This is a genomic window from Pseudoalteromonas sp. DL-6, assembly GCF_004328665.1.
GTDB lineage: Bacteria > Pseudomonadota > Gammaproteobacteria > Enterobacterales > Alteromonadaceae > Pseudoalteromonas.
The window spans coordinates 1,422,024-1,442,407 of the sequence record NZ_CP019770.1; the positions used below are offsets into that span (position 1 = coordinate 1,422,024).

General features: G+C 40.2%; 11 protein-coding genes. 7 read left to right on the plus strand and 4 right to left on the minus strand.

What is annotated here, in order from left to right:
* The first annotated feature begins 81 nt into the window (after nucleotides 1–81).
* A complete protein-coding gene (locus tag B1F84_RS06605; protein WP_131690934.1) occupies nucleotides 82–2,520 on the plus strand; it encodes a VolA/Pla-1 family phospholipase in 2,439 nt (812 codons plus the stop codon).
* 51 nt (nucleotides 2,521–2,571) lie between these two features.
* Here the strand turns inward: B1F84_RS06605 and B1F84_RS06610 are convergent, their stop codons facing one another.
* The gene (locus B1F84_RS06610) at nucleotides 2,572–3,903 is read right to left on the minus strand and encodes an IS4 family transposase (protein WP_131690935.1); all 1,332 of its coding nucleotides are present in this window, start codon (nucleotides 3,901–3,903) and stop codon (nucleotides 2,572–2,574) included.
* A gap of 163 nt (nucleotides 3,904–4,066) precedes the next feature.
* On the opposite strand from B1F84_RS06610, the gene sohB reads away from it, so the two are divergent.
* Nucleotides 4,067–5,083 carry a protease SohB gene (gene sohB, locus B1F84_RS06615; RefSeq protein ID WP_131690936.1) on the plus strand — a complete coding sequence of 339 codons (1,017 nt, stop codon included), beginning with the start codon at nucleotides 4,067–4,069 and terminating at the stop codon, nucleotides 5,081–5,083.
* Between the two features lie 83 nt (nucleotides 5,084–5,166).
* Here the strand turns inward: sohB and B1F84_RS06620 are convergent, their stop codons facing one another.
* Entirely contained in the window at nucleotides 5,167–6,498 is a 1,332-nt protein-coding gene (locus B1F84_RS06620; RefSeq protein ID WP_131690937.1) for a dicarboxylate/amino acid:cation symporter, read from the minus strand.
* 185 nt (nucleotides 6,499–6,683) lie between these two features.
* Between B1F84_RS06620 and B1F84_RS06625 the strand changes: the two genes are divergently transcribed.
* Nucleotides 6,684–9,395, plus strand: a complete 2,712-nt coding sequence (locus B1F84_RS06625; RefSeq protein ID WP_131690938.1) for an Ig-like domain-containing protein — start codon at nucleotides 6,684–6,686, stop codon at nucleotides 9,393–9,395.
* Between the two features lie 253 nt (nucleotides 9,396–9,648).
* Nucleotides 9,649–12,357: a type I DNA topoisomerase gene (topA, locus tag B1F84_RS06630; protein ID WP_131690939.1), complete on the plus strand. Its 2,709-nt coding sequence runs from the start codon at nucleotides 9,649–9,651 to the stop codon at nucleotides 12,355–12,357.
* Between the two features lie 166 nt (nucleotides 12,358–12,523).
* Here the strand turns inward: topA and B1F84_RS06635 are convergent, their stop codons facing one another.
* Entirely contained in the window at nucleotides 12,524–12,766 is a 243-nt protein-coding gene (locus B1F84_RS06635; protein ID WP_076920120.1) for a hypothetical protein, read from the minus strand.
* Nucleotides 12,767–13,009: 243 nt separating this feature from the next.
* Between B1F84_RS06635 and B1F84_RS06640 the strand changes: the two genes are divergently transcribed.
* Nucleotides 13,010–13,564, plus strand: a complete 555-nt coding sequence (locus B1F84_RS06640) for a TIGR00645 family protein (RefSeq protein WP_076920121.1) — start codon at nucleotides 13,010–13,012, stop codon at nucleotides 13,562–13,564.
* Nucleotides 13,565–13,624: 60 nt separating this feature from the next.
* Here B1F84_RS06640 and B1F84_RS06645 read toward each other — a convergent pair whose 3' ends face one another.
* The gene (locus B1F84_RS06645; protein ID WP_131690940.1) at nucleotides 13,625–15,265 is read right to left on the minus strand and encodes an alpha-glucosidase family protein; all 1,641 of its coding nucleotides are present in this window, start codon (nucleotides 15,263–15,265) and stop codon (nucleotides 13,625–13,627) included.
* A 659-nt stretch (nucleotides 15,266–15,924) separates the two neighbouring features.
* Between B1F84_RS06645 and B1F84_RS06650 the strand changes: the two genes are divergently transcribed.
* Both B1F84_RS06650 and B1F84_RS06655 read left to right on the plus strand, forming a co-directional pair.
* Nucleotides 15,925–18,747 (plus strand): TonB-dependent receptor, encoded by a 2,823-nt coding sequence (locus B1F84_RS06650; protein ID WP_131690941.1) that lies wholly within the window; start codon nucleotides 15,925–15,927, stop codon nucleotides 18,745–18,747.
* 114 nt (nucleotides 18,748–18,861) lie between these two features.
* Complete coding sequence (locus B1F84_RS06655; RefSeq protein WP_131690942.1) at nucleotides 18,862–20,355, plus strand: tryptophan halogenase family protein; 1,494 nt, start codon at nucleotides 18,862–18,864, stop codon at nucleotides 20,353–20,355.
* The last annotated feature ends 29 nt before the right edge of the window (nucleotides 20,356–20,384 follow it).

Below are 20,384 nucleotides of genomic sequence, written 5' to 3' on the forward strand. Positions count from 1 at the left end.
TAATATACTGGTTACATTGTTTTAACTTAATTACACTGACTATAAACACACTATAAAAATAAGATTTGTGCGGAGAACAATATGAAAAAAATGCTACTCTCGCTCTCTGTTGCAGCTGCTCTAGCAGGCTGTGGCGGCGGAGAAACGTTAGAAGATGTAAAAAATGACTCGGTTACAGTTATTCCAAAAGCTACGGTAAAATTTGACCCTGCTAATGGTGTAATTTCGGTTCCTAATGACTTATTAATGAGCGGTACGCGCGATGGCACATTGAATATTCCTGGGGAATTAAATGACGAAAACGTTTCAATCCCTCGCGCAGCATATGCCGATCCACAGTTAGCCTTAGGCGCGCTTGATGGTTGGTCTACCCAAGTTCCATTTAAAATTGATTTAACTTTTCCACCTAATGTAAGCCTAGATGCTACATCAGCGGGCACCCCAGGTTCTGTTCGTATTTTTGAAGTTATAATGGGTGCAAGCTTAACAGATGCCGAATGTTCACAAGCACCAGCCGGTGCTGCATGTAAATTAGTGGGCGAATTAACCTTTGGTGTTGATTTTGTGACCCAAGCTTCAGGCGATGCGGTGGCCATTATTCCACTTAAACCATTTAAAGCAGGTAGCTCATATATTAATGTATTAACGACTGGGCTAAAAGATTCAGAAGGGCGTGCAATTGAACCATCTTCAACATATGCCACTGTTAAACAAGAAGCGCCTTTAGTAACGCCATCACAACTTGCGCTGCAAGGAGCTGTGAATAGTTATGAAAACGTAGTAGTAAGCTCTGGTGATATTACAAAAGACGATATTATTTTTTCTGCTGCTATGACAATGCAATCAGCAGGACCAGTGCTTGGCACGATTAAAAAGATTTTAGCAGCAAGCTTAACAGAGCCAACAATTCCAACCCCTGCGTTGCAAATTCCAACTCAGCCTATGGCTAACGTACAACAAGCTTTTGCATTGCAGGGAGTGACTGTACCTGACGTGTTCCAAGCTGCACAGTATCAAAAAGGCAGCATTCAATTACCTATGTATTTAGGCACGCCTGAAGGTAAAGAGATCAGTGATTTAAACGATACTTACTGGCAAGGTATGTGTGATAGTGCTGTCGCTATTTTAGGCTATAAAGCGCAAGCTGGTGAAGCGTTCCCAACCGATCCTATTAGCACTAACGATGCAATGTGTGCTGCTTTGAGTGATGGACAGCTTCGTGATTTAGGGCTTGATAGCACTAAACACTTAACTAAATATAATTCACTTCCCAAAGTGCAGAGCATGGCTAATGTGCCAGTGCAAATTACTAAGCCGATTTTACCGGTTGTTAATGCATACCGTACAGGTTTAGGTTTAGAGCCATTTACTGCTATGCCAGCAGGTGGTTGGCCAGTAGTGATTATGCAACACGGTATAACCACACAAAAAGAAAGCATGTTAACACTAACGGCGCAGCTTTCACTGCAAGGCTTTGCCACAGTTGCAATTGACCATCCTCGTCATGGCGAGCGTGGTGTAGACGTTGATTTAGACGGTAATGATGACTTTAATGCAACTTCTGGAAAAGGCTCTGTACTTAGTTACATGAACTTGAATTCGTTATTGGTAGCTAGAGATAGCTTGCGTCAGTCAAGTGCTGACTTACTTGGTTTACGCTTAAGCTTAAGATTCAGCGGTGATAGTTCACTCAGTTATACCGATGTATCTTATATTGGCCATTCACTGGGCTCAATTGTAGCACCTGCATTTATTGCACAAGCTAATAGCCCATTGGCCGATCAAGTAGATCCATTATTTAAGGTTAACGCTGTAGCATTAGCAAGTGGCGGCGGCGGTATTGCCAGCTTCTTGTTAGAATCAGCAGCATTTGGTCCATTTATTCAAGGCTCTGTACTTTCTCAAGCAGGTACTGCTGAATCGATAGAGTTTAAGGCATTCAGAGATGGCCCCGCTGTTTCTAACTGTGGTGAGTCAGCGCAAACGCAAGCAAGTATCTCATGTGGCTTTACTGAGTTTGCAAAAGCACTAACGATGGCCGGCGAAACTGATAAGCTTGCTAATATTAAAGGCGTGATGACGCAGTTTGTATTTGCAGCTCAAACAGCATTAGACAGTGGCGACCCTACTAACTACGCTGCTACGGTAAAAGCACTAGAAACACCTGTTTACATGAACGTAGTGGTAGGTGATGGCACAGATAATAACAAGCCTGATCAAGTTATTCCGCCGATGACTGCCAATAACCCAATTGCAGGTACTGTCCCTTTGGCTAACTTTATGGGGTTAGACACGGTGAGTACCAGTCAAGCGCCAACAGAAATGGGCTCTAGCTATTTAGTTAAGTTTACTCAAGGTCATCATGGGTCAATATTAACACCAGCACAAGATGAAGGTGAGTCGTCTACAGTTGCGGGTAGTGCAGCTGCGAATGCTGAAATGCAATTGCAGGTTGCTACTTACCTAGCTTCAAGAGGTCGCCTTTTAATGGTGCAAAACACTGAGATTGTGACGAATTAATAATCAACCATTCAATTAAGTACTAAAAGCCACTGTATAGTGTAATGCCAGTCAGTTAAGCTGACTGGCATTTTTCTTTTTAGTCGGATACTTCTTTGGCTTTGGTTTTACCCATCTTGGGTAGCTCCTGTCTTCTCGCCTTTCTGGTAACAAGAAGAAGCTCATTTTCGTGAGTAAGGCATTGTATGCTTTAGGAATATTGCCTGGACTGCTCAACGATACAGTAACGAAGAAGTGTGTAATAGCCATTGAACAGCTGGTAAAACTGAGTTGATTGGGTAACACACCTCCTAATTTCCCTGCTGCTGCCGTCATTCCTTGCCTGATTAAGTTATAGCACAGCAGTACGCCCCATAGTTCTTGCCTAATCATATCTGGGCGTTTACTTCTTAGCGTATATTCGCTGTTAAGAAGTGATTGCTTCATCTCGCGGTAGCCCAACTCAATTTCCCATCGGTATCGATATAATTCAACCATCTCATCACCTGGAAATCGCATTGGGTCTACCATTGACGATAACATTCGATACGTTTTCCCTTTTATCGTTTTCGTGACTAATCTTGCTTCGACGTATTCAGGCAAGTCAGTGAATTTCTTCCTTGCCTGTGGTGTGCTGGTTAAACGTATATGCTGGTCCTGTTTGCTAAAGCTACGTAGCACCTCATACTGAAGGTCTTTTTTCGCGGGTATCATCCAGTGTCTTTGCTCACCTGCTTGATGCCAACGATTTAGCAGACCAAGAGAGTAATACCCCTTATCAAACAGCGTTAAAGAATGATTTGGAGTCGTGCTTACCAACTCCTCGGCCAACTTCATTTCATTGGTGCGGTAACCCGAGAAGGCGCTATTGATAAGTTGATGGCTGGTGATTTCCATGTGGCAAACCATACGGATCTGAGGATAAGTATTCTCTCTATGTTGATTACTCTGTGTCTCAAACACTTCATGATTTTCCTGCGTATCAGCCGTTCGCCAGACAACACCATCAACAGCCAGCAAATTTAATCCAGCCCAGGTTTCAAATTGATTAGACTCATAGCTATGCTTTGCCATCACGCGAAACACCTCTCGGACAGCGTCTTCCCCCAACCTCTGTCTTGCCTGAACCAACGCACTGGGCGCGACCAATGGTTTCTTATCGGGCAACATAATGTCCATTTGTGTTGCAATATCCCAAACCGATTTCTGACGATATAAAGACATGCCGATAATTGACCACAGAACCGTTTCAAGCGGCAATCTTCTTTTACGAATGGTAGCCACACCAGCTTGTTCAAAGCCTTGCTGAATAAGTTGAGGGGAAAGTAGCTCAGCATATTTTTCGAATGTATGAAAACTACCACAAGAGTTAAAAGCGACCGCTAATTCATTTTCAAAGCGCATAAAAAAATCCGATACCAGAGACAGATATCGGATTTTGAAAGCGTTAAAAAGATCAGTCAACCGATCAAAAATATTCTTAACTGATCGGCATTACACTGTATTGTGGCTTTTTTTTATTTTAAAGCATGCTAAATTGGCTGAAATTTATAAATGGAGAACACAGTTGGAATTTTTATACGAGTACGGTTTGTTTTTTGCTAAAACCATTACCTTTGTTATTGCTATCGCTGTCATTTTGACCTTAATTGTAAGCTCGGCTGTTAAGCCAAAAGCAAAAAAAGGTGAGATAGAAATAGATGACTTATCAGAGCAACTTACCAATATAAAAGAAAGCTTTTTAAATAATACGCTAGGTAAAAAAGAGTTAAAAGCCTACCAAAAGCAACAAAAACTAGAGCAAAAAAAAGCTGAAAAAGAAGCCCCTAAATCACGACTCTACGTTATTGATTTTAATGGTAGTATGGATGCGCATGAAGTAGAAAGTTTACGCGAAGAAGTGACTGCGATTATTTCAATCGCGGACCCTAAAAAAGATAAAGTGCTAGTTCGTCTTGAAAGCGGTGGTGGCGTGGTACATGGTTATGGGTTAGCTGCATCACAACTACAGCGGTTTAAGTCAGCTGGTATTGAGTTAACAGTATCGATAGACAAAGTCGCCGCCAGTGGTGGTTATATGATGGCTTGTGTCGCAGATCATATTATTGCCGCACCGTTTGCAATTGTTGGCTCTATCGGTGTGATTGCACAAATTCCAAACTTTAATAAAATTTTAAAGAAGAATGACGTAGATTTTGAACAAATTACGGCGGGCGAATTTAAACGTACACTCACACTCTTTGGTGAAAATACAGATAAAGCCCGCGAAAAATTCCGCGAAGAGATAGAGCAAACCCATGTGTTATTTAAAACCTTTGTTAGCACGCAGCGCCCAAGTTTGAATATGGATTTAGTGGCCACAGGTGAGCACTGGTTTGCAACACAAGCTATTGAGAAAGGGTTAGTTGATACCATTAAAACCAGTGATGATGCCTTATTAGAGCAGCAACATCAGCATCAAATATACAAGGTGCAATACAAAATTAAAAAAGGGCTAAGTGATAAGTTTGCAATAGGACTTAGCCATAGCGTGAATAAAGCAGGTGTGAGCTTAATGTCAAAATTCAAGGCGTTAAACCCTTAATACTTTGATAGCTTATAGACAATAAAAAAGCCTTGTTACTTAAAAAGTAGCAAGGCTTTTTTTATAACTAACGATAGAAGCTGTTAGTCAATTGACTTGTGATAGTCTTCTAAATCTTTAGCTGCATTTGGGTCGTTAAAGATATTTTCATCTAGTTCACCCTCACTTTTAGCGACAACACAAGTTACCATACAGTCACCGGTTACATTTACTGCGGTGCGGGTCATATCAAGTAGTCTATCAACACCTATTATAATTGCTATGCCTTCAACAGGTAGGCCTACTTGGTTTAATACCATAGCCAGCATTATCAAGCCAACGCCAGGAACACCTGCTGTGCCAACCGAGGCAAGCGTTGCTGTTAATATCACCATTAAGTAATCAGAAATAGTTAAATCAACACTAAATACTTGAGCAATAAATACCGTAGCGACACCTTGCATAATTGCAGTGCCATCCATATTAATGGTTGCGCCTAATGGAATAGTAAATGAGGCCACTGAGTTATTAGCACCGAGCTTCTTAGTCGCAGTTTCAAGTGTGATAGGCATAGTTGCGCTTGAACTTGAGGTGCTAAAAGCAAATAAACAGGTGTGCTTCATTTTAGCTAAGAAAGTGAGCGGGTTTAGTCCTGTAAGTATTTTTAGCAGTAGGGTGTAGTTTACGAATGCATGCAATAACAGGGCTAAAACAACGACGCCAAAGTACTTAGCTAAGCTTACAATTAAGTTAAGCTCGATAGTAGTAAATAACTTAGCCATTAAGAAGAATACGCCGTAAGGGGCAATATTCATTAACAAAGTAACTAGTTTTAAGATAACAGTATTTAAGTCTTCAAATACTGTTGCTACACGTTTACCTGCTTTACCGCTAAGTGCCATTGCGATACCAAATAATAAAGCAAACACAATAACTTGTAGCATGTTTCCTTTTGCCATTGCTTCAAATGGGTTGGTAGGGAACATATCAATGATAACACGAGCTAAAGTAGGCGCTTCTTTTGCGTCGTAGCTTGCTTGAGAGGGTAAACCAATACCTTCACCTGGGTTAAATAGTAGCGCTAGTGTAATTGCCACTGTAATAGCAATTGCTGTGGTCACCAGATATAAACCAATCGACTTTCCACCTAAACGGCCCAATTTTTTAGGATCGCTTAAACTACAAGTACCACACACAAGGGATACAAATACCAAGGGAACAACTAGCATTTTTAAACTAGCTATAAATATTTGCCCACCTACATGAAATAGGCCATCAACAAAAAAAGCTTTAATTGGCAAAGAGAATAACCCAAGAGGGATTAGGTAATCGTCTTCACCAGCTAATATAGCCTGAAATATAAAGCCTACTGCAACACCAAGCACCATACCAATCATGATGCGAGTAGTTAAACTCATTGAACGGATTTTAGACATATTTCCAATCTATTTTTTATAAATTTGGCATAGACTAACAGCATGTAATTTTTTTTACAGAAAAAACGTCAACTTTTTAAAAATTTTTATCGCAAAAAAGAGTAAAAATCTGAGATTTTAGACTAAGTTATAGGTTAACATTAAGTAAATAAGTTTAACTTAGTAACTGTCCAATGGAGAAACCTATGCCTTTAAACCGTTTGCTCAGCATTATATTGCTCAGCTCATTACTCATCGCTTGTGGCGGTGGGGGCTCACTTGAGAAAGAAAGTGGAACCGTTGGCGGTGATACTGGAGGCACCGGTGGTGACGTTGTCGAACAAGCTATTCAAGTTGAGCTTAACTTCGAAGATCGTATTGTTACAGCTGACAATCCGTTAGAGGTAGTTGCAACGGTAACTGGCAGTGATGGAGAGCCAGTTGTTCGTCAAGAGGTAAGTTTTACCACAACACTTGGCTCTTTCATACCAGCTACAGCAAGCGCATTAACAGATTCGAGTGGTATAGCAACGATTGAACTTAGCGCCGGCAGCGTTGAAGGAGCAGGAACTATCGTTGCCAGTTATGAAGATGCCACAAGTAAGCTTGGCTTCTACACTGCGGGTGATGAGCCACAATCTAACGACTCTGTTGCAAATATTGATATCAAGATTTTACAAAACTGTCCTGATAGCTGGTTAAATATTGACAGAGATTCTATTGAACTTAATCCATCAGACTGTTCTCAAAATAGTAATTTGCTTGGGCAACAAGCCATTGTGTACGCAAAAATCACAAAACCTGGAAGCAATACGCCAGCAAGTAATGTATTGGTTCAAGCGACAACCACGCTAGGTATTTTATTACCTGAAAGCTTAACGGCGAAAACAGATGCGTTTGGTGTTGCTATTTTAAACTTATTGCCTGGCAGCAGTTCAGGTGTAGGTCAAGTTGAGTTAACAGCTGAAGGCGGTGTAGGAAGTGCTTTATTTGAAATTAATGCTGTTCAGGTAAATGTCAATTTAAGTGCCGGTATTGCAGCTACTGATGTATTGTCAGCAGGCTCTACCACTATTATTACAGCTGAAATTCTAGACGGTAGTAATAACCTATTTACCACACCGCTGGAAGTGCAATTTACTTCTGCTTGTGCAGAGGAGTCTACTCCTAAAGCCACTATCGATAATGTAGTAACTAGTATTGGTGGGACGGCAAACGCAACCTATAAAGCTGATGGCTGTAATGGTATAGATACGATAACAGCGACTGTGGTGACTGGTGGCAATGTAGCAACAAAAACTATAAACATAAATGTTGCTGCGGCTCAAACTGGCTCAATTGCCTTTATGGGCGTGACCAATCAAGTATTAGCTATTAAAGGAGCGGGTGGTCAGACCTTGACTGAAAACTCAGAGCTTACCTTTAAGCTCTTAGATGTGAATGGAAATCCAGTGGGTCAAAAGCAAATTGATTTTTCACTTTCACAAAACCCAGGTGGCGTGTTGCTAGATAGTGCATTTCAGTTTACTAATAACGAAGGATTAGTGACTGTAAATGTCCGTTCGGGAAGAGCTGCTGGTGTTTTATCTGTTATTGCTTCTCACCAAATTGATAGTGGAGATACTTCACAGAATAGTGTGATCTCTATTGTGTCTAATGACATTACTATTACTACAGGTGTACCTGATCAAGACAGTTTTACGCTTGCAGTGCAAACGTTTAATACCGAGTCATTAAATGAAGCCGGAGTGACTACAGATTTAACTGTATTTGCAGCTGATCATTTTAATAATTTTGTTCCTGATAACACGGCAGTTTATATTGCCAGTGAAGGTGGTGCAGTTGGCACTATTGATGGTCAACAATTTACACCTTTATTACTTTGTCGCACCACAGACGGTGTGTGTAACGCTCAGTGGCGCAGCCAAAACCCTGTCCCATACCATTACAGCATTTATAATAATTCTGTTGCTGATAAGTGTGACCGCTATTTTGGTCAAGCTGCTCCTTGTTCTTTAGGTATTAGAGAGTCAGAACTGGACGCAAATGGCAATTTAATTAATTATTTAGATAGCAATGGCGATCCAATAACATTAACTGATGCGCCTAATAACGCGCCAATTGATTATCCACTTGGTGGGCGTGTTAGTTTGCTTGCTTATTCTGTGGGTGAAGAGTCGTTTAATGATGTATCTGCCAACGGTGAATTTAATCAGAACGAGTTTGACTCAACTTTACAAGATTTGCCTGAAGCCTTTATAGATTTTAACGAAAATGGTGTGTTTGATGGGAATTTACCAGCACCAACAAACCCTGTGGATTCTAATGGTGGTGAGGATGAATGGTACGTGGAACGCTCAGGGCCATTAAATAATGGTCAGTATGACAGTGGTGATGGAATTTATAACGGCTTGTTGTGTAGCGATGAAGCTTTAGCTGCAAATGCGTGTACACGTGAAACTGTTAATGTGCGTGCTCGCTCAGAGTTAGTTATGTCAGGTAGTACACCTTATATTAGAGCTGTGACGGCTTTAAATGACTGTAGTTTAAGTGATGGTATTCGCTTAGAAGCTTCTGATATGGCAGGTATGTGCGACATAAACCTTATTGATATTAGCAACTCAACACCTTACAGCGCGATTTCAGTAACCATTTTCTTTAGTGATATTCACAACAACCCAATGCCGGCAGGTACTACTGTTACTGTAACGGCCGATAATGGTGTATTAAGAGGGTTAACAGATTACACCGTGGTTAATACTGCACAAAAAACGCCAATCTCAGTTTCCGTTAACATTACTAAAGAGTCAGAGCCAAATGAGGTTGATTCTGGGTTCTTATACATTGAATTTGAAACGCCCGGTGGTGTGAAAACTCAATATACCGTAATGTCGATTTTAGACGAACCTAAGGTTTAGAATATGTGAAGTCTAAAAAATGCCAACCAATAAGGTTGGCATTTTTGTTTCTATTCTATATATTCCACATCAATTATTCAAAAAACGCTGGTTTGTTTAAATTAACAACAGAAATTGTTTGTTTATTCAGTAAATACTGAAAAGTTTGTATTAAAAGCTTGTAAGAACTAGTGTTTGTAGATATACCTATAAATATTCGCGCCGCATGAGTCGGCTAAACACATTTAAAAAACTAGGTTAGAAATAGGCAACTATGGGCAAATCGCTAGTAATTGTAGAGTCACCTGCTAAGGCTAAAACAATTAATAAATACTTAGGTAATGATTTTATCGTTAAGTCCAGTATTGGACACGTACGAGATTTACCTACATCAGGATCGGGCAAAAACAAAGTACCAGCAAGCAAAACACCTGCTGAGGTTCGTAAAATGCCACCTGATGAGAAAGCAGCGTATAAACAGCAACGTGACTATTCTAACTTAGTCGCGCGCATGGGCATCGATCCTGAAAAAGGGTGGGAACCACATTACGAAGTATTGCCGGGTAAAGAAAAGGTTGTTCAAGAATTACAAAAGCTTGCCCAAAATGCTGATCAAATCTATCTCGCAACGGATTTGGATAGAGAAGGGGAAGCAATTGCTTGGCACCTTCAAGAGCTGATAGGCGGTGAGCCTGAAAAGTATAAGCGCGTTGTGTTTAACGAAATCACTAAAAATGCAATTCAACAAGCGTTTGAAACTCCGGGTGAATTGAACACCGATATGGTTTATGCACAGCAGACTCGTCGTTTCCTAGACCGTGTTGTAGGTTTTATGGTTTCGCCTTTATTGTGGGCTAAAGTTGCACGAGGTTTATCGGCAGGACGAGTTCAATCTGTTGCAGTGCGGTTATTAGTAGAGCGCGAACGTGAAATTAAAGCGTTTATTCCTGAAGAGTTCTGGGATATTCATGCAGATGTTAAAAATAGCGAGTCTGACTTACGTTTAGAAGTCACTAAACAAGCAGACAAGCCATTTAAGCCTGTAAATGAAGCACAAGCTACAGCAGCAGTTAAAAGCCTTGAGAATGCCGAATATAAAGTTGTAAGCGTTGAAGAAAAACCAAGTAAGAGTCGCCCAAGTGCGCCATTTATTACTTCAACCATGCAACAAGCAGCCAGCACTCGACTCGGTTATGGCGTTAAAAAGACCATGATGCTTGCGCAGCGTCTATATGAAGGCGGTTATATTACCTATATGCGAACCGACTCAACTAATCTATCAAAAGATGCGGTTGAGATGTGTCGTGAGTATGTAACCAATGAGTTTGGTGCAAAATATTTACCAGCAGATCCAATTAACTACAGTTCAAAAGGCAATGCACAAGAAGCGCATGAAGCAATTCGTCCTTCTAGCGTATCGGTACTTTCAGGACATGTTGAAGGTGTTGATGCCGATGCGAAAAAGCTTTATGAGCTTATTTGGCGTCAGTTCGTGGCTTGTCAAATGGTGCCTGCTGAATACGACTTAACCACATTAACCGTTGCCGCCAATGATTTCACATTAAAGGCAAAAGGCCGTGTGCTTCGCTTCGATGGTTGGACTAAAGTACAGCCAGCAGTGCGTAAAAAGAACGAAGAAGATCAATCGCTTCCTGCTGTTAAGCAAGGTGAAGTTCTCACCTTAGTTGAGCTTGATCCTAAGCAGCATTTTACCAAGCCGCCAGCACGTTTTAGTGAAGCGAGCTTAGTTAAAGAACTTGAAAAACGTGGTATTGGCCGTCCTTCAACTTACGCGTCTATCATTTCGACTATTCAAGATCGTGGCTATGTTCGAGTAGAAAATCGTCGCTTTTTCGCTGAAAAAATGGGTGAAATTGTTACCGATCGCCTAGTTGAAAACTTTACTGATTTAATGAACTTCGATTTTACCGCTAAAATGGAAGGTCGTTTAGATGATATCGCCGAAGGCGAGCGTGTTTGGACGCAAGTTCTCGATAAATTTTATGCTGATTTCTCAACCCAGTTAAACATTGCTAAAGGCGAACCAGATGAAGGCGGCATGCGTCTTAATCAAATGGTAGAAACCGATATTGACTGTCCAACCTGTGGCAGAAAAATGGGCATTCGTACTGCTTCAACAGGCGTATTCTTAGGCTGTACAGGTTATAACCTGCCACCTAAAGAGCGCTGTACTACCACTATGAATTTAGTGTCGGGTGATGAAGCGGTTGCAGCTGATGTTGAAGACGTTGAAACAGAAACATTAATGCAAATGAAGCGCTGTCCAATTTGTGAAACAGCGATGGATTCATACCTTATCGACGAAACCCGTAAACTGCATGTGTGTGGTAATAACCCAGCATGTCAGGGGCATGTTGTTGAAGAGGGTACCTTTAAAATTAAAGGCTACGACGGCCCTATTATCGAGTGTGATAAATGTGGCGCTGATATGGAGTTAAAATCAGGTCGATTTGGTAAGTATTTTGGTTGTAACAACGATGAATGTAAAAACACACGCAAGTTGTTAAAAAATGGCGAAGCTGCGCCACCAAAAGAAGATCCAGTTCATATTCCTGAATTAGAATGTGAAAAGTCTGAAGCCTACTTTGTATTACGTGATGGCGCGGCCGGTATTTTCTTAGCAGCAAATACGTTCCCTAAATCACGAGAAACACGCGCTCCTAAAGTAGAAGAGTTACAACGCTTTAGAGATCGTATTTCGCCTAAGTTTTACTACCTAGCTGATGCACCAGCCAAAGATCCTGATGGCAACCTTGCTGTTGTGCGTTACAGTCGTAAAAACAAATCTCAATATGTGATGACTGAGGTTGACGGTAAAGCAACAGGTTGGACGGCTCATTACGAGGGTGGTAAATGGGTAGAAGAGGCGAAGAAAAAAGCTGCGCCTAAAAAGAAAGCCGCCGCGAAAAAAGCCCCCGCTAAAAGTAAAGCAAAACCAAAAGCTAAAAAAGACGGCGAATAATTAATTATTCACCGCTTTAATAATAAAAAAAACCGGAACGCACAGCCTGTGACAGTTCCGGTTTTTTTTTGCAAGATTAAACCTATCGCAATGGCGTTTTTAATCTGATTTTTTCTTTCAGGATTAAAAATGTAACCAATTTAGGTTTGATCCGCTCAATTATTCATTAAATTTTAACAGCAGTGACTTTGTTATAGCCTTCAGATGTTAGTTCATCATTCACACACTTTAAAACGTAGTTATAAAGCTCTTCATTGCTTACGTCGTCTTCTTTAGCCCAACTAACGCACATTTCTGTGAATTCTTGAATCGTTTCGGCTGAAGCGTCTGTAGCATCGTTTGCAACAGCATTAGCAGCTGAAAAAACGAAAAAAGGTGCAACGATTAACGCGAGTAATGCTTTATTCATTTTCTTATTCCTAAAAATGGAGTAACAATCGAATTATGCATTCAAATAATGTCTGCATAAGACAAGTGTAACCAAGGCAGAACATCTCTGTTGGTAAGTCGATTTTTAATCACAATTCACACAAAGGAAAACGAAATATTTTTATCGTCAGGATAAGCGTATTGCGTACCTGTCTCTGGGTTTAAGTTATTGTGTTACAGTTAAATTTAAGCTAATGTCGCGTTTTAATTTTTAGGTGCCCTTATGTCAGAGCCACACACAAATAATACAAATAAAAAAATACAACCTGTTCATAAAGTAGAGCACGCGCTTGAGTCGTTTATATTTAAAGGACGCTGGTTACTCGCCCCGTTTTTTGTAGGCCTATTATTTGCAGTGGTTTTACTACTTATAAAGTTTTTTAAACAGCTATATTTGATGGGTATCGCGACGTTTACTGCCAGTAATCAGGAGTTATTAGTTGGTATATTAACGTTAGTTGATACTGCTTTGTTAGCAGGTTTGCTGTTGATTATTATATTTAGTGGCTACGAAAATTTTGTCTCTAAGCTTAATATTGAAAATCATGAAGACCGCCCTGCATGGATGGGAAAAGTGGGCTTTTCGGGTTTGAAAATGAAATTGATCAGTGCAATAGTAGCCATTTCAGCCGTTGAGCTACTTAAGGTGTTTATAAGTTCTGCGTCTCATTCTAATGATGAATTACTCTGGAAAGTGCTGATACACGTTACCTTTGTGGTATCAGGTGTACTATTTGCTTTTACCGATTATTTAAATAGTAAAACAGTTAACCACTAAAAATTTGCTATAAAAAACCCGAGCAATGCTCGGGTTTTTTTTACGTATAAATGCTAACTATTAACTGCAGCGGGCGTAATAGCAGCCAAAAGGTTCAACAGTCAGTGTTGCATTGTTAAGCTGTGCGTTGTGATGAGAAAGCGCGCTATGTTCTTTTTCAACACTTACATCAATATCAAGCTCTGCTTTTGCCCCGATTAAATTAAATACACACAACATCTTTTCTTCGTTTAATGTGCGGTAAAACGCCAAAATTGGCTCGGCAGTTTGTAAAAACTCAATATCACCTTCAAGTAATACCGGCTGGTTTTTACGCCAGGCCATAAATTCACGGTACGCATTTAATATTGAGTTTGAATCACTTTCTTGTTCAGCAACTGCTTGTAGCCTATGTTGTTGATCAACAGGTAACCACGGTTTTACCTCACTAAAGCCCGCATTGTGTGCATTGCTTTGCGAGTTATCGAGGTTTTCCCAAGGCATTGGGGTACGACAGCCATCGCGACCTTTAAAGTTTGGCCAAAACGTAATGCCGTAGGGGTCTTGCAAATCCTCAAAGGCGACGCTGGCTTCACCGAGTCCGAGTTCTTCACCTTGATACATACACACGCTGCCACGAAGAGAGGCAAGCAGGGCAGTCAACATTTTACATTGCGCTGGGTTTACCTTTCCTGTTTCGCTCCAACGGCTTGCAACGCGCTCTACGTCATGGTTACTAAATGCCCAACAAGGCCAGCCTTCAGTCATGCGTTGTTCAAGTGTAGTAACGGTGTTTCGTATATACTCGCTAGAGTAATCATCCGTTAGTAGCTCAAAGCTATAACCCATGTGCAATTTATCACCGCCTTGGGTGTATTCTGCCATTGTGGCTAATGAATCTTCAGATGAAATTTCACCCAGTGATACGGTACCAGGGTATTTGTTAAGTAAAGTGCGAATATCACGCATAAACTCTATGTTTTCAGGCTGCGTATTATTGTAGTAATGATACTGAAATGCATACGGGTTATCTTCGCTAAAGCCACGGCCTTGACGCTTTTCTTTTGGTTTTGCTGGGTTATCACGAAGCAAAGCGTCATGATAGCAAAAGTTAATGGCGTCTAACCTAAAGCCATCCACGCCCTTTTTAAGCCAAAACTCAACATTATCGAGTACGGCTTGGCGAACATCGGGGTTATGAAAGTTAAGATCCGGTTGTTCAGTGAAAAAGTTATGTAAGTAGTATTGTCCACGACGCGGCTCCCATTGCCATGCACCACCACCAAAAATAGACAACCAATTATTAGGTGCTGTCCCGTCCTCTTTAGCATCGGCCCATACATACCAGTCAGCTTTATCGTTGGTTAAGTCTTCACGACTATCAATAAACCATTGGTGTTGATCTGAGGTGTGGCTTAGCACTTGGTCAATAATAATTTTAATGTCGCGTTGATGTGCTTGTGCAATTAACTCATCAAAATCATCTAAATTACCAAAAAGCGGGTCAATATCACGATAGTCGCTAATATCATAACCAAAATCTTTCATCGGCGATTTAAAGAAAGGTGAGATCCAAATAGCATCCACCCCTAAGCTTTTAATGTAATCAATACGATTTATTATCCCTTTTAAATCACCAATGCCATCGTTGTTGCTATCTTGAAAGCTACGCGGATAAACCTGATAAATAACCGCACCTTTATACCATTGCTTTTGGGCCATGCTTTTCTCCGTTTTCACACTGTCTTTGTGTTGTTCTTTTTTTAGAGGTAATAATCCCCGTTTATTTGAAAAAGCATACTTGAAGCCTGTCATACTGTAAAAATCCTGCATACGTATGCACCGATTTTAAGGTATTAAAACTGGATGAAATAATCGTTCAGGCAATCGATTTGAGTCGTGGATTATTCTTATTTTACTTTACCAATTTTAATATTGAGTTGTTAATTTATTGTTTGCGCCATATGTGTGCGCAAAAACAAAGGTTTGCACTGAGTTGGTGTTTTTTGATATTGGTCTTACCAATTGCATTTGAATGGAGAGTGTTTTTAATAATAATTTTAAAAATAAAATTATCTTGTTTCACTTTATTATCGTTTTATGAATGGTTTATTTTATAAAAAAATAAATACAGGCTATCACTAAACTTATAAATTGCGTTTGCACCAAAATAACCCAATGTAAAACAGCTAGTTATATATTGGGTTGTGAATTTAATGTTAACTTTTGACGGGTGGTGCTATTTTGAATACGTATGCATAAAGTTGTTAATAAAATAATACGAGCGTTAATATTCATCCTGACAACAAAATAAGCTCGCATGTTTAACTATCACTTAAGCAAGTAAGCGGGTATCACATTATGGGTAACGGGAAAACATTATGGCTATGTTCAAACCAAGTATACTAACGCTAGCATTAACTGCTGCCGGACTATCTAGCTTTGCCACCACTGCGGCACAAGAAGAAACAATAAAAAATGATGATGTAGAAATCATCGAAGTAAAAGGTTTTCGCGGTAGTGTTGTTGAATCAATTAATACTAAGCGCTTTTCAACACAGGTTGTTGAGTCAATTTCTGCAGAAGACATTGGTAAACTTCCTGACTCATCAATTGCAGAGTCAATCGCGCGTTTACCAGGTTTAACAGCCCAGCGTCTTGATGGTCGTGCTAGCCGCGTTAGTGTTCGTGGTTTTAGCGAAAACGAAAGCGCAACCACCTTTAATGGCCGTGAGCAAGTTTCTATTGGTGACAACCGTGGTGTTGAGTTTGACCTTTACCCATCAGAAATAATGAGCGGTGTTACTGTATATAAAACGCCAAGTGCTAGCATTGAAGCTGAAGGCATTGCCGGTGTAATCGACATGCAAACGGTAAAGCCTTTAAGTAAAGGTGAACAAGTGATCATGTTTAATGGTCAGTATGAGCAAACTAGCTTTGATAAACTAAACCCGGATGGCGATGACAAAGGCTTTCGTGGCACCGTTTCATACATAGACCAGTTTGCAGATGACACTATAGGTGTAGCATTTGCTTACAACACAATGAGTTCTCCAAACCAAGAAAAACGTTGGAATTCATGGGGCTACCCTGATTACAGTATCTCAGAAAATAAACTTAAAGATGACACTACTGTGGGGCCATATAATCCTATTTTAGGCGGCGCTAAACCTTTCGTACGCTCATCAACACTTGAACGTGATTCAGCGATGCTTGTTGTAGAAGCTGCACCAAATGACCGTTTAAACATGACGTTTGATGCATTATATGTAGATTTCAACGACGAAAAAATCTTACGTGGAATTGAAGTACCATTCGCCTGGGGTCAAGGTAGCATCGACCCAAATAGTGTTACTGTAGATGAGCAGTCTGGCTTTATTACCAGTGCAGTAACGCAAGGTCAGCGAGTTGTTGTTCGAAACGACTATGAAGAGCGAAAAGCAGAACTATCACAATTTGGTTTTAACGCTAAATATGATATTAACGATGATTGGTCAGTTGAATTTGATGCCAGCCGCTCAAAAGTAGATCGTACTATTTGGAGTATTGAGAGTTATTCAGGTACTGGCCGTGGTGATTCAAATGGTATCGCTGATAACATAGGGTATGCATTTGATGGTGGAAATACGGGGGCACAATTTACTCATGAGCTTGATTACAGCGACTACGACTTAATTCAGTTAGGTGGCCCGTTATCATGGGGTGGCAGTGCTGCGCTAAATAATAAGTACGGCTTAAATGATACGGCTTATCAAAATACCGCACAAGATGGCTTTATTAATGCCCCAGAAATTAGCGATGAGCTTTCAACGCTTAAGTTAGCGGCCAGTAAAGTACTTGAAAACGAATACTTTAGCCGTATTAACTTTGGTTTATCTTACCGCGACCGTGAGAAAGTAAAACAGTCTGAAGGCTACTTCATGACTTTAAAAGATTTTTCTTTAGATAATCCAGGCATGGTATCAGTATCAGAGCAATACCGTTTAGGTTCGGCAAGTTTAGACTTTATTGGCATGGGGGATATGATTGCTTATGACACTAACGGCCTAGTAAATGATGGTTATTACGATCTACTGCAAGAAAGCTTAACGGATCAAAAACACTTAACCCGTTCGTGGACAGTTCAAGAAGAAGTTACCGCTGCATTTATTCAAGCAGATATTAACGCTGAGATTGGTGGCATACCTGTAACAGGTAATGTAGGTATACGTTATGTACGCACTGAGCAGTCATCACAAGGCTTTGAAGCATCAAATATTAATGGTTTAGTTGTTGCATCACCTACTGATATTAGCCATGACTATTCAAATGTATTACCAAGCTTAAACTTATCTTTTGCAATCGACCAAGAGCAAACAATTCGTTTTGGTGCGGCTAAAACAATTTCTCGTGCTCGCCTTGATGAAATGCATGCATCGATTGAAACAAGTTATAACAGCGAAAAGCCAGACGAAAATGGTAACTACTGGTCTATTTCTGGTGGTAATGCAGAGCTTGAACCAAAAGAAGCAACAGGCTTTGATTTAACATACGAAAACTACTTTGATGCAGAAGGTTACTTCTCAGCAGCGTTATTTTATAAAGACATTGACCAATGGATTTTTGATGAGCGTTACGATGTTGATGTAACAGGCAAAGAAGACCCTGCAACAGGCGAAGTTCCACCTGCGGATAGAAATACGGCTACCCGTTCAAGTAAAGTGAATGGTGGCGACGGAAGTTTATGGGGTTATGAGCTTTCATTATCATTCCCTTTCAGTGTATTACATGAATCGTTAGAAGGTTTTGGTTTAATTGCCAGCCACACAAGCGTTGAGCAAGACTTGCAAGATCAAAACGGAAACGATTACGAGCTACCAGGTTTGTCAGATAAAATTGATAGCTTAACTGTGTACTTCGAACGCAATGGTTTCCAAGCACGTACCAGCATGCGTAAGCGTAGTGACTTTAAAGGTGATATCTACGGTTCAGGTTTTGCAACACAACAAGTTGATATACTTGGCGAGACTATTTGGGATGCGCAAGTAGGCTATGACTTTGCTGATTCTGGTATTGCTGGTTTTGAGAACTTATCAATGACGTTCCAAATTCAAAACATTACCGAAGAAGCGTTTACATCATTGCAAGGCGATAATGCACTGCAAGTGCGTGACTACCAAGACTATGGCCGCACATACTTACTCGGTGTAAGCTACAAGCTATAATAAGTTTTGTATTAAGAAGCCCTTGTAATTAGTTTTACAAGGGCTTTTTTATAACTACTTTACCTAAGTTTTATCAAACTTTTTAAATTCTGATTTAAAAAAGTGAGCAATAATATGAAGCCAATAAAACATGTCGTCATTGCAGGCGGTGGAACAGCCGGTTGGATAACCGCAGCACTACTTAATAAAGTGTTAGGTAAAGTAATTAATATTACCCTTATTGAATCAAGTAGCATTGGTACTATAGGTGTGGGAGAGGCCACTATTCCTCCTATTATTAGGCTTAATAATGCGCTCGGTATTAATGAGCAAGATTTTATAAATGCTACTAATGCGTCTATCAAACTGGGTATAGAGTTTGAAAATTGGAAAACACCAGGGCATAGCTACATGCATGCATTTGGCTCGTTTGGTAAAGATTTTCCCTTTTGTGACTTTTATAATTTTTGGGTAAAAGGACACATTAATGGCAGCGAGGATTCTTTATGGGATTTTTCTCTTAACTATCAAGCCGCTAAACAGCACAAATTTACGCTACTAAATACTATTCCTAATACTCAATTACCAGGACTTAGTTATGCTTTTCATTTTGACGCCACTTTATATGCTGAATATTTAAAAAATCTTGCATTATCACGCGGCGTTAAACACATTGATGCAAAAATAGAACACGTTGAGCAATGCCCAGACACAGGTAATATCACCAACTTAACACTTGACGATAATAGCCAAATCCAAGGCGATTTATTTATAGATTGTACTGGCCAGCGCGCACTTTTAATTGAGCAAACTCTCAATACGGGGTTTGTTGATTGGTCATATTATTTACCATGCGATAGGGCTGTTGCAGTGCAATCAACAGGCAGCAACGAATTAAAGCCCTATACGCGCTCCATAGCACATGACGCAGGTTGGCAGTGGCAAATTCCGCTACAAAATCGAACAGGTAATGGCTTAGTGTATTGCAGCCGTTATTTATCGGATGAGTCAGCAACCGCGCTTTTATTAAATAACTTACCGGGTGAGCCAACAACAAGCCCGCGTTTAATTAAATTTAAAACAGGTCGACGTTTAAAGCAGTGGCATAAAAATGTAGTCGCAGTAGGGCTCTCTAGTGGATTTTTAGAGCCCTTAGAGTCTACTAGTATTCACTTAATACAAAGTGCGGTTACACGTTTAATTAAGTTGTTTCCTCATAATGGGGTTAGTGATGCGTTAGTAACTGAATTTAATAAGCAAAGCATCAGTGAAATCGAGCATATTCGTGACTTCATTATTTTGCACTATAAATTAACTGAGCGAGAAGACACCCCATTTTGGCGTCAATGTAAGCAAATGGAAATTCCTCAATCGTTAGCGCATAAAATGGATTTATTTAAACATACGGGCAAAGTAGTGCGCGAAAACGACGAGTTATTTGCAGAAGTAGCTTGGCAGCAAGTATTTATAGGTCAAGGCCTAATACCAGATGACTATAACAGTATTGTTGATTCATTAAGCAGTGAACAACTAACGGATTTATTCGTAACTTTAAAAACCCTAATAAATTCAACGGTAGATAAACTACCTACTCATAAAGAGTTTTTAGCTAAGTTAAAAACAAACTAAGTGACGTGACATGGTGCTTTAGTTGCGGG

Coding starts and splice junctions, on each gene's coding strand:
- B1F84_RS06645 (WP_131690940.1), bottom strand. CDS start 15,265: ATGGCCCAAAAGCAATGGTATAAAGGTGCGGTTATTTATCAGGTTTAT.
- B1F84_RS06605 (WP_131690934.1), top strand. CDS start 82: ATGAAAAAAATGCTACTCTCGCTCTCTGTTGCAGCTGCTCTAGCAGGC.
- B1F84_RS06620 (WP_131690937.1), bottom strand. CDS start 6,498: ATGTCTAAAATCCGTTCAATGAGTTTAACTACTCGCATCATGATTGGT.
- B1F84_RS06610 (WP_131690935.1), bottom strand. CDS start 3,903: ATGCGCTTTGAAAATGAATTAGCGGTCGCTTTTAACTCTTGTGGTAGT.
- B1F84_RS06635 (WP_076920120.1), bottom strand. CDS start 12,766: ATGAATAAAGCATTACTCGCGTTAATCGTTGCACCTTTTTTCGTTTTT.
- B1F84_RS06640 (WP_076920121.1), top strand. CDS start 13,010: ATGTCAGAGCCACACACAAATAATACAAATAAAAAAATACAACCTGTT.
- topA (WP_131690939.1), top strand. CDS start 9,649: ATGGGCAAATCGCTAGTAATTGTAGAGTCACCTGCTAAGGCTAAAACA.
- B1F84_RS06655 (WP_131690942.1), top strand. CDS start 18,862: ATGAAGCCAATAAAACATGTCGTCATTGCAGGCGGTGGAACAGCCGGT.
- B1F84_RS06650 (WP_131690941.1), top strand. CDS start 15,925: ATGGCTATGTTCAAACCAAGTATACTAACGCTAGCATTAACTGCTGCC.
- B1F84_RS06625 (WP_131690938.1), top strand. CDS start 6,684: ATGCCTTTAAACCGTTTGCTCAGCATTATATTGCTCAGCTCATTACTC.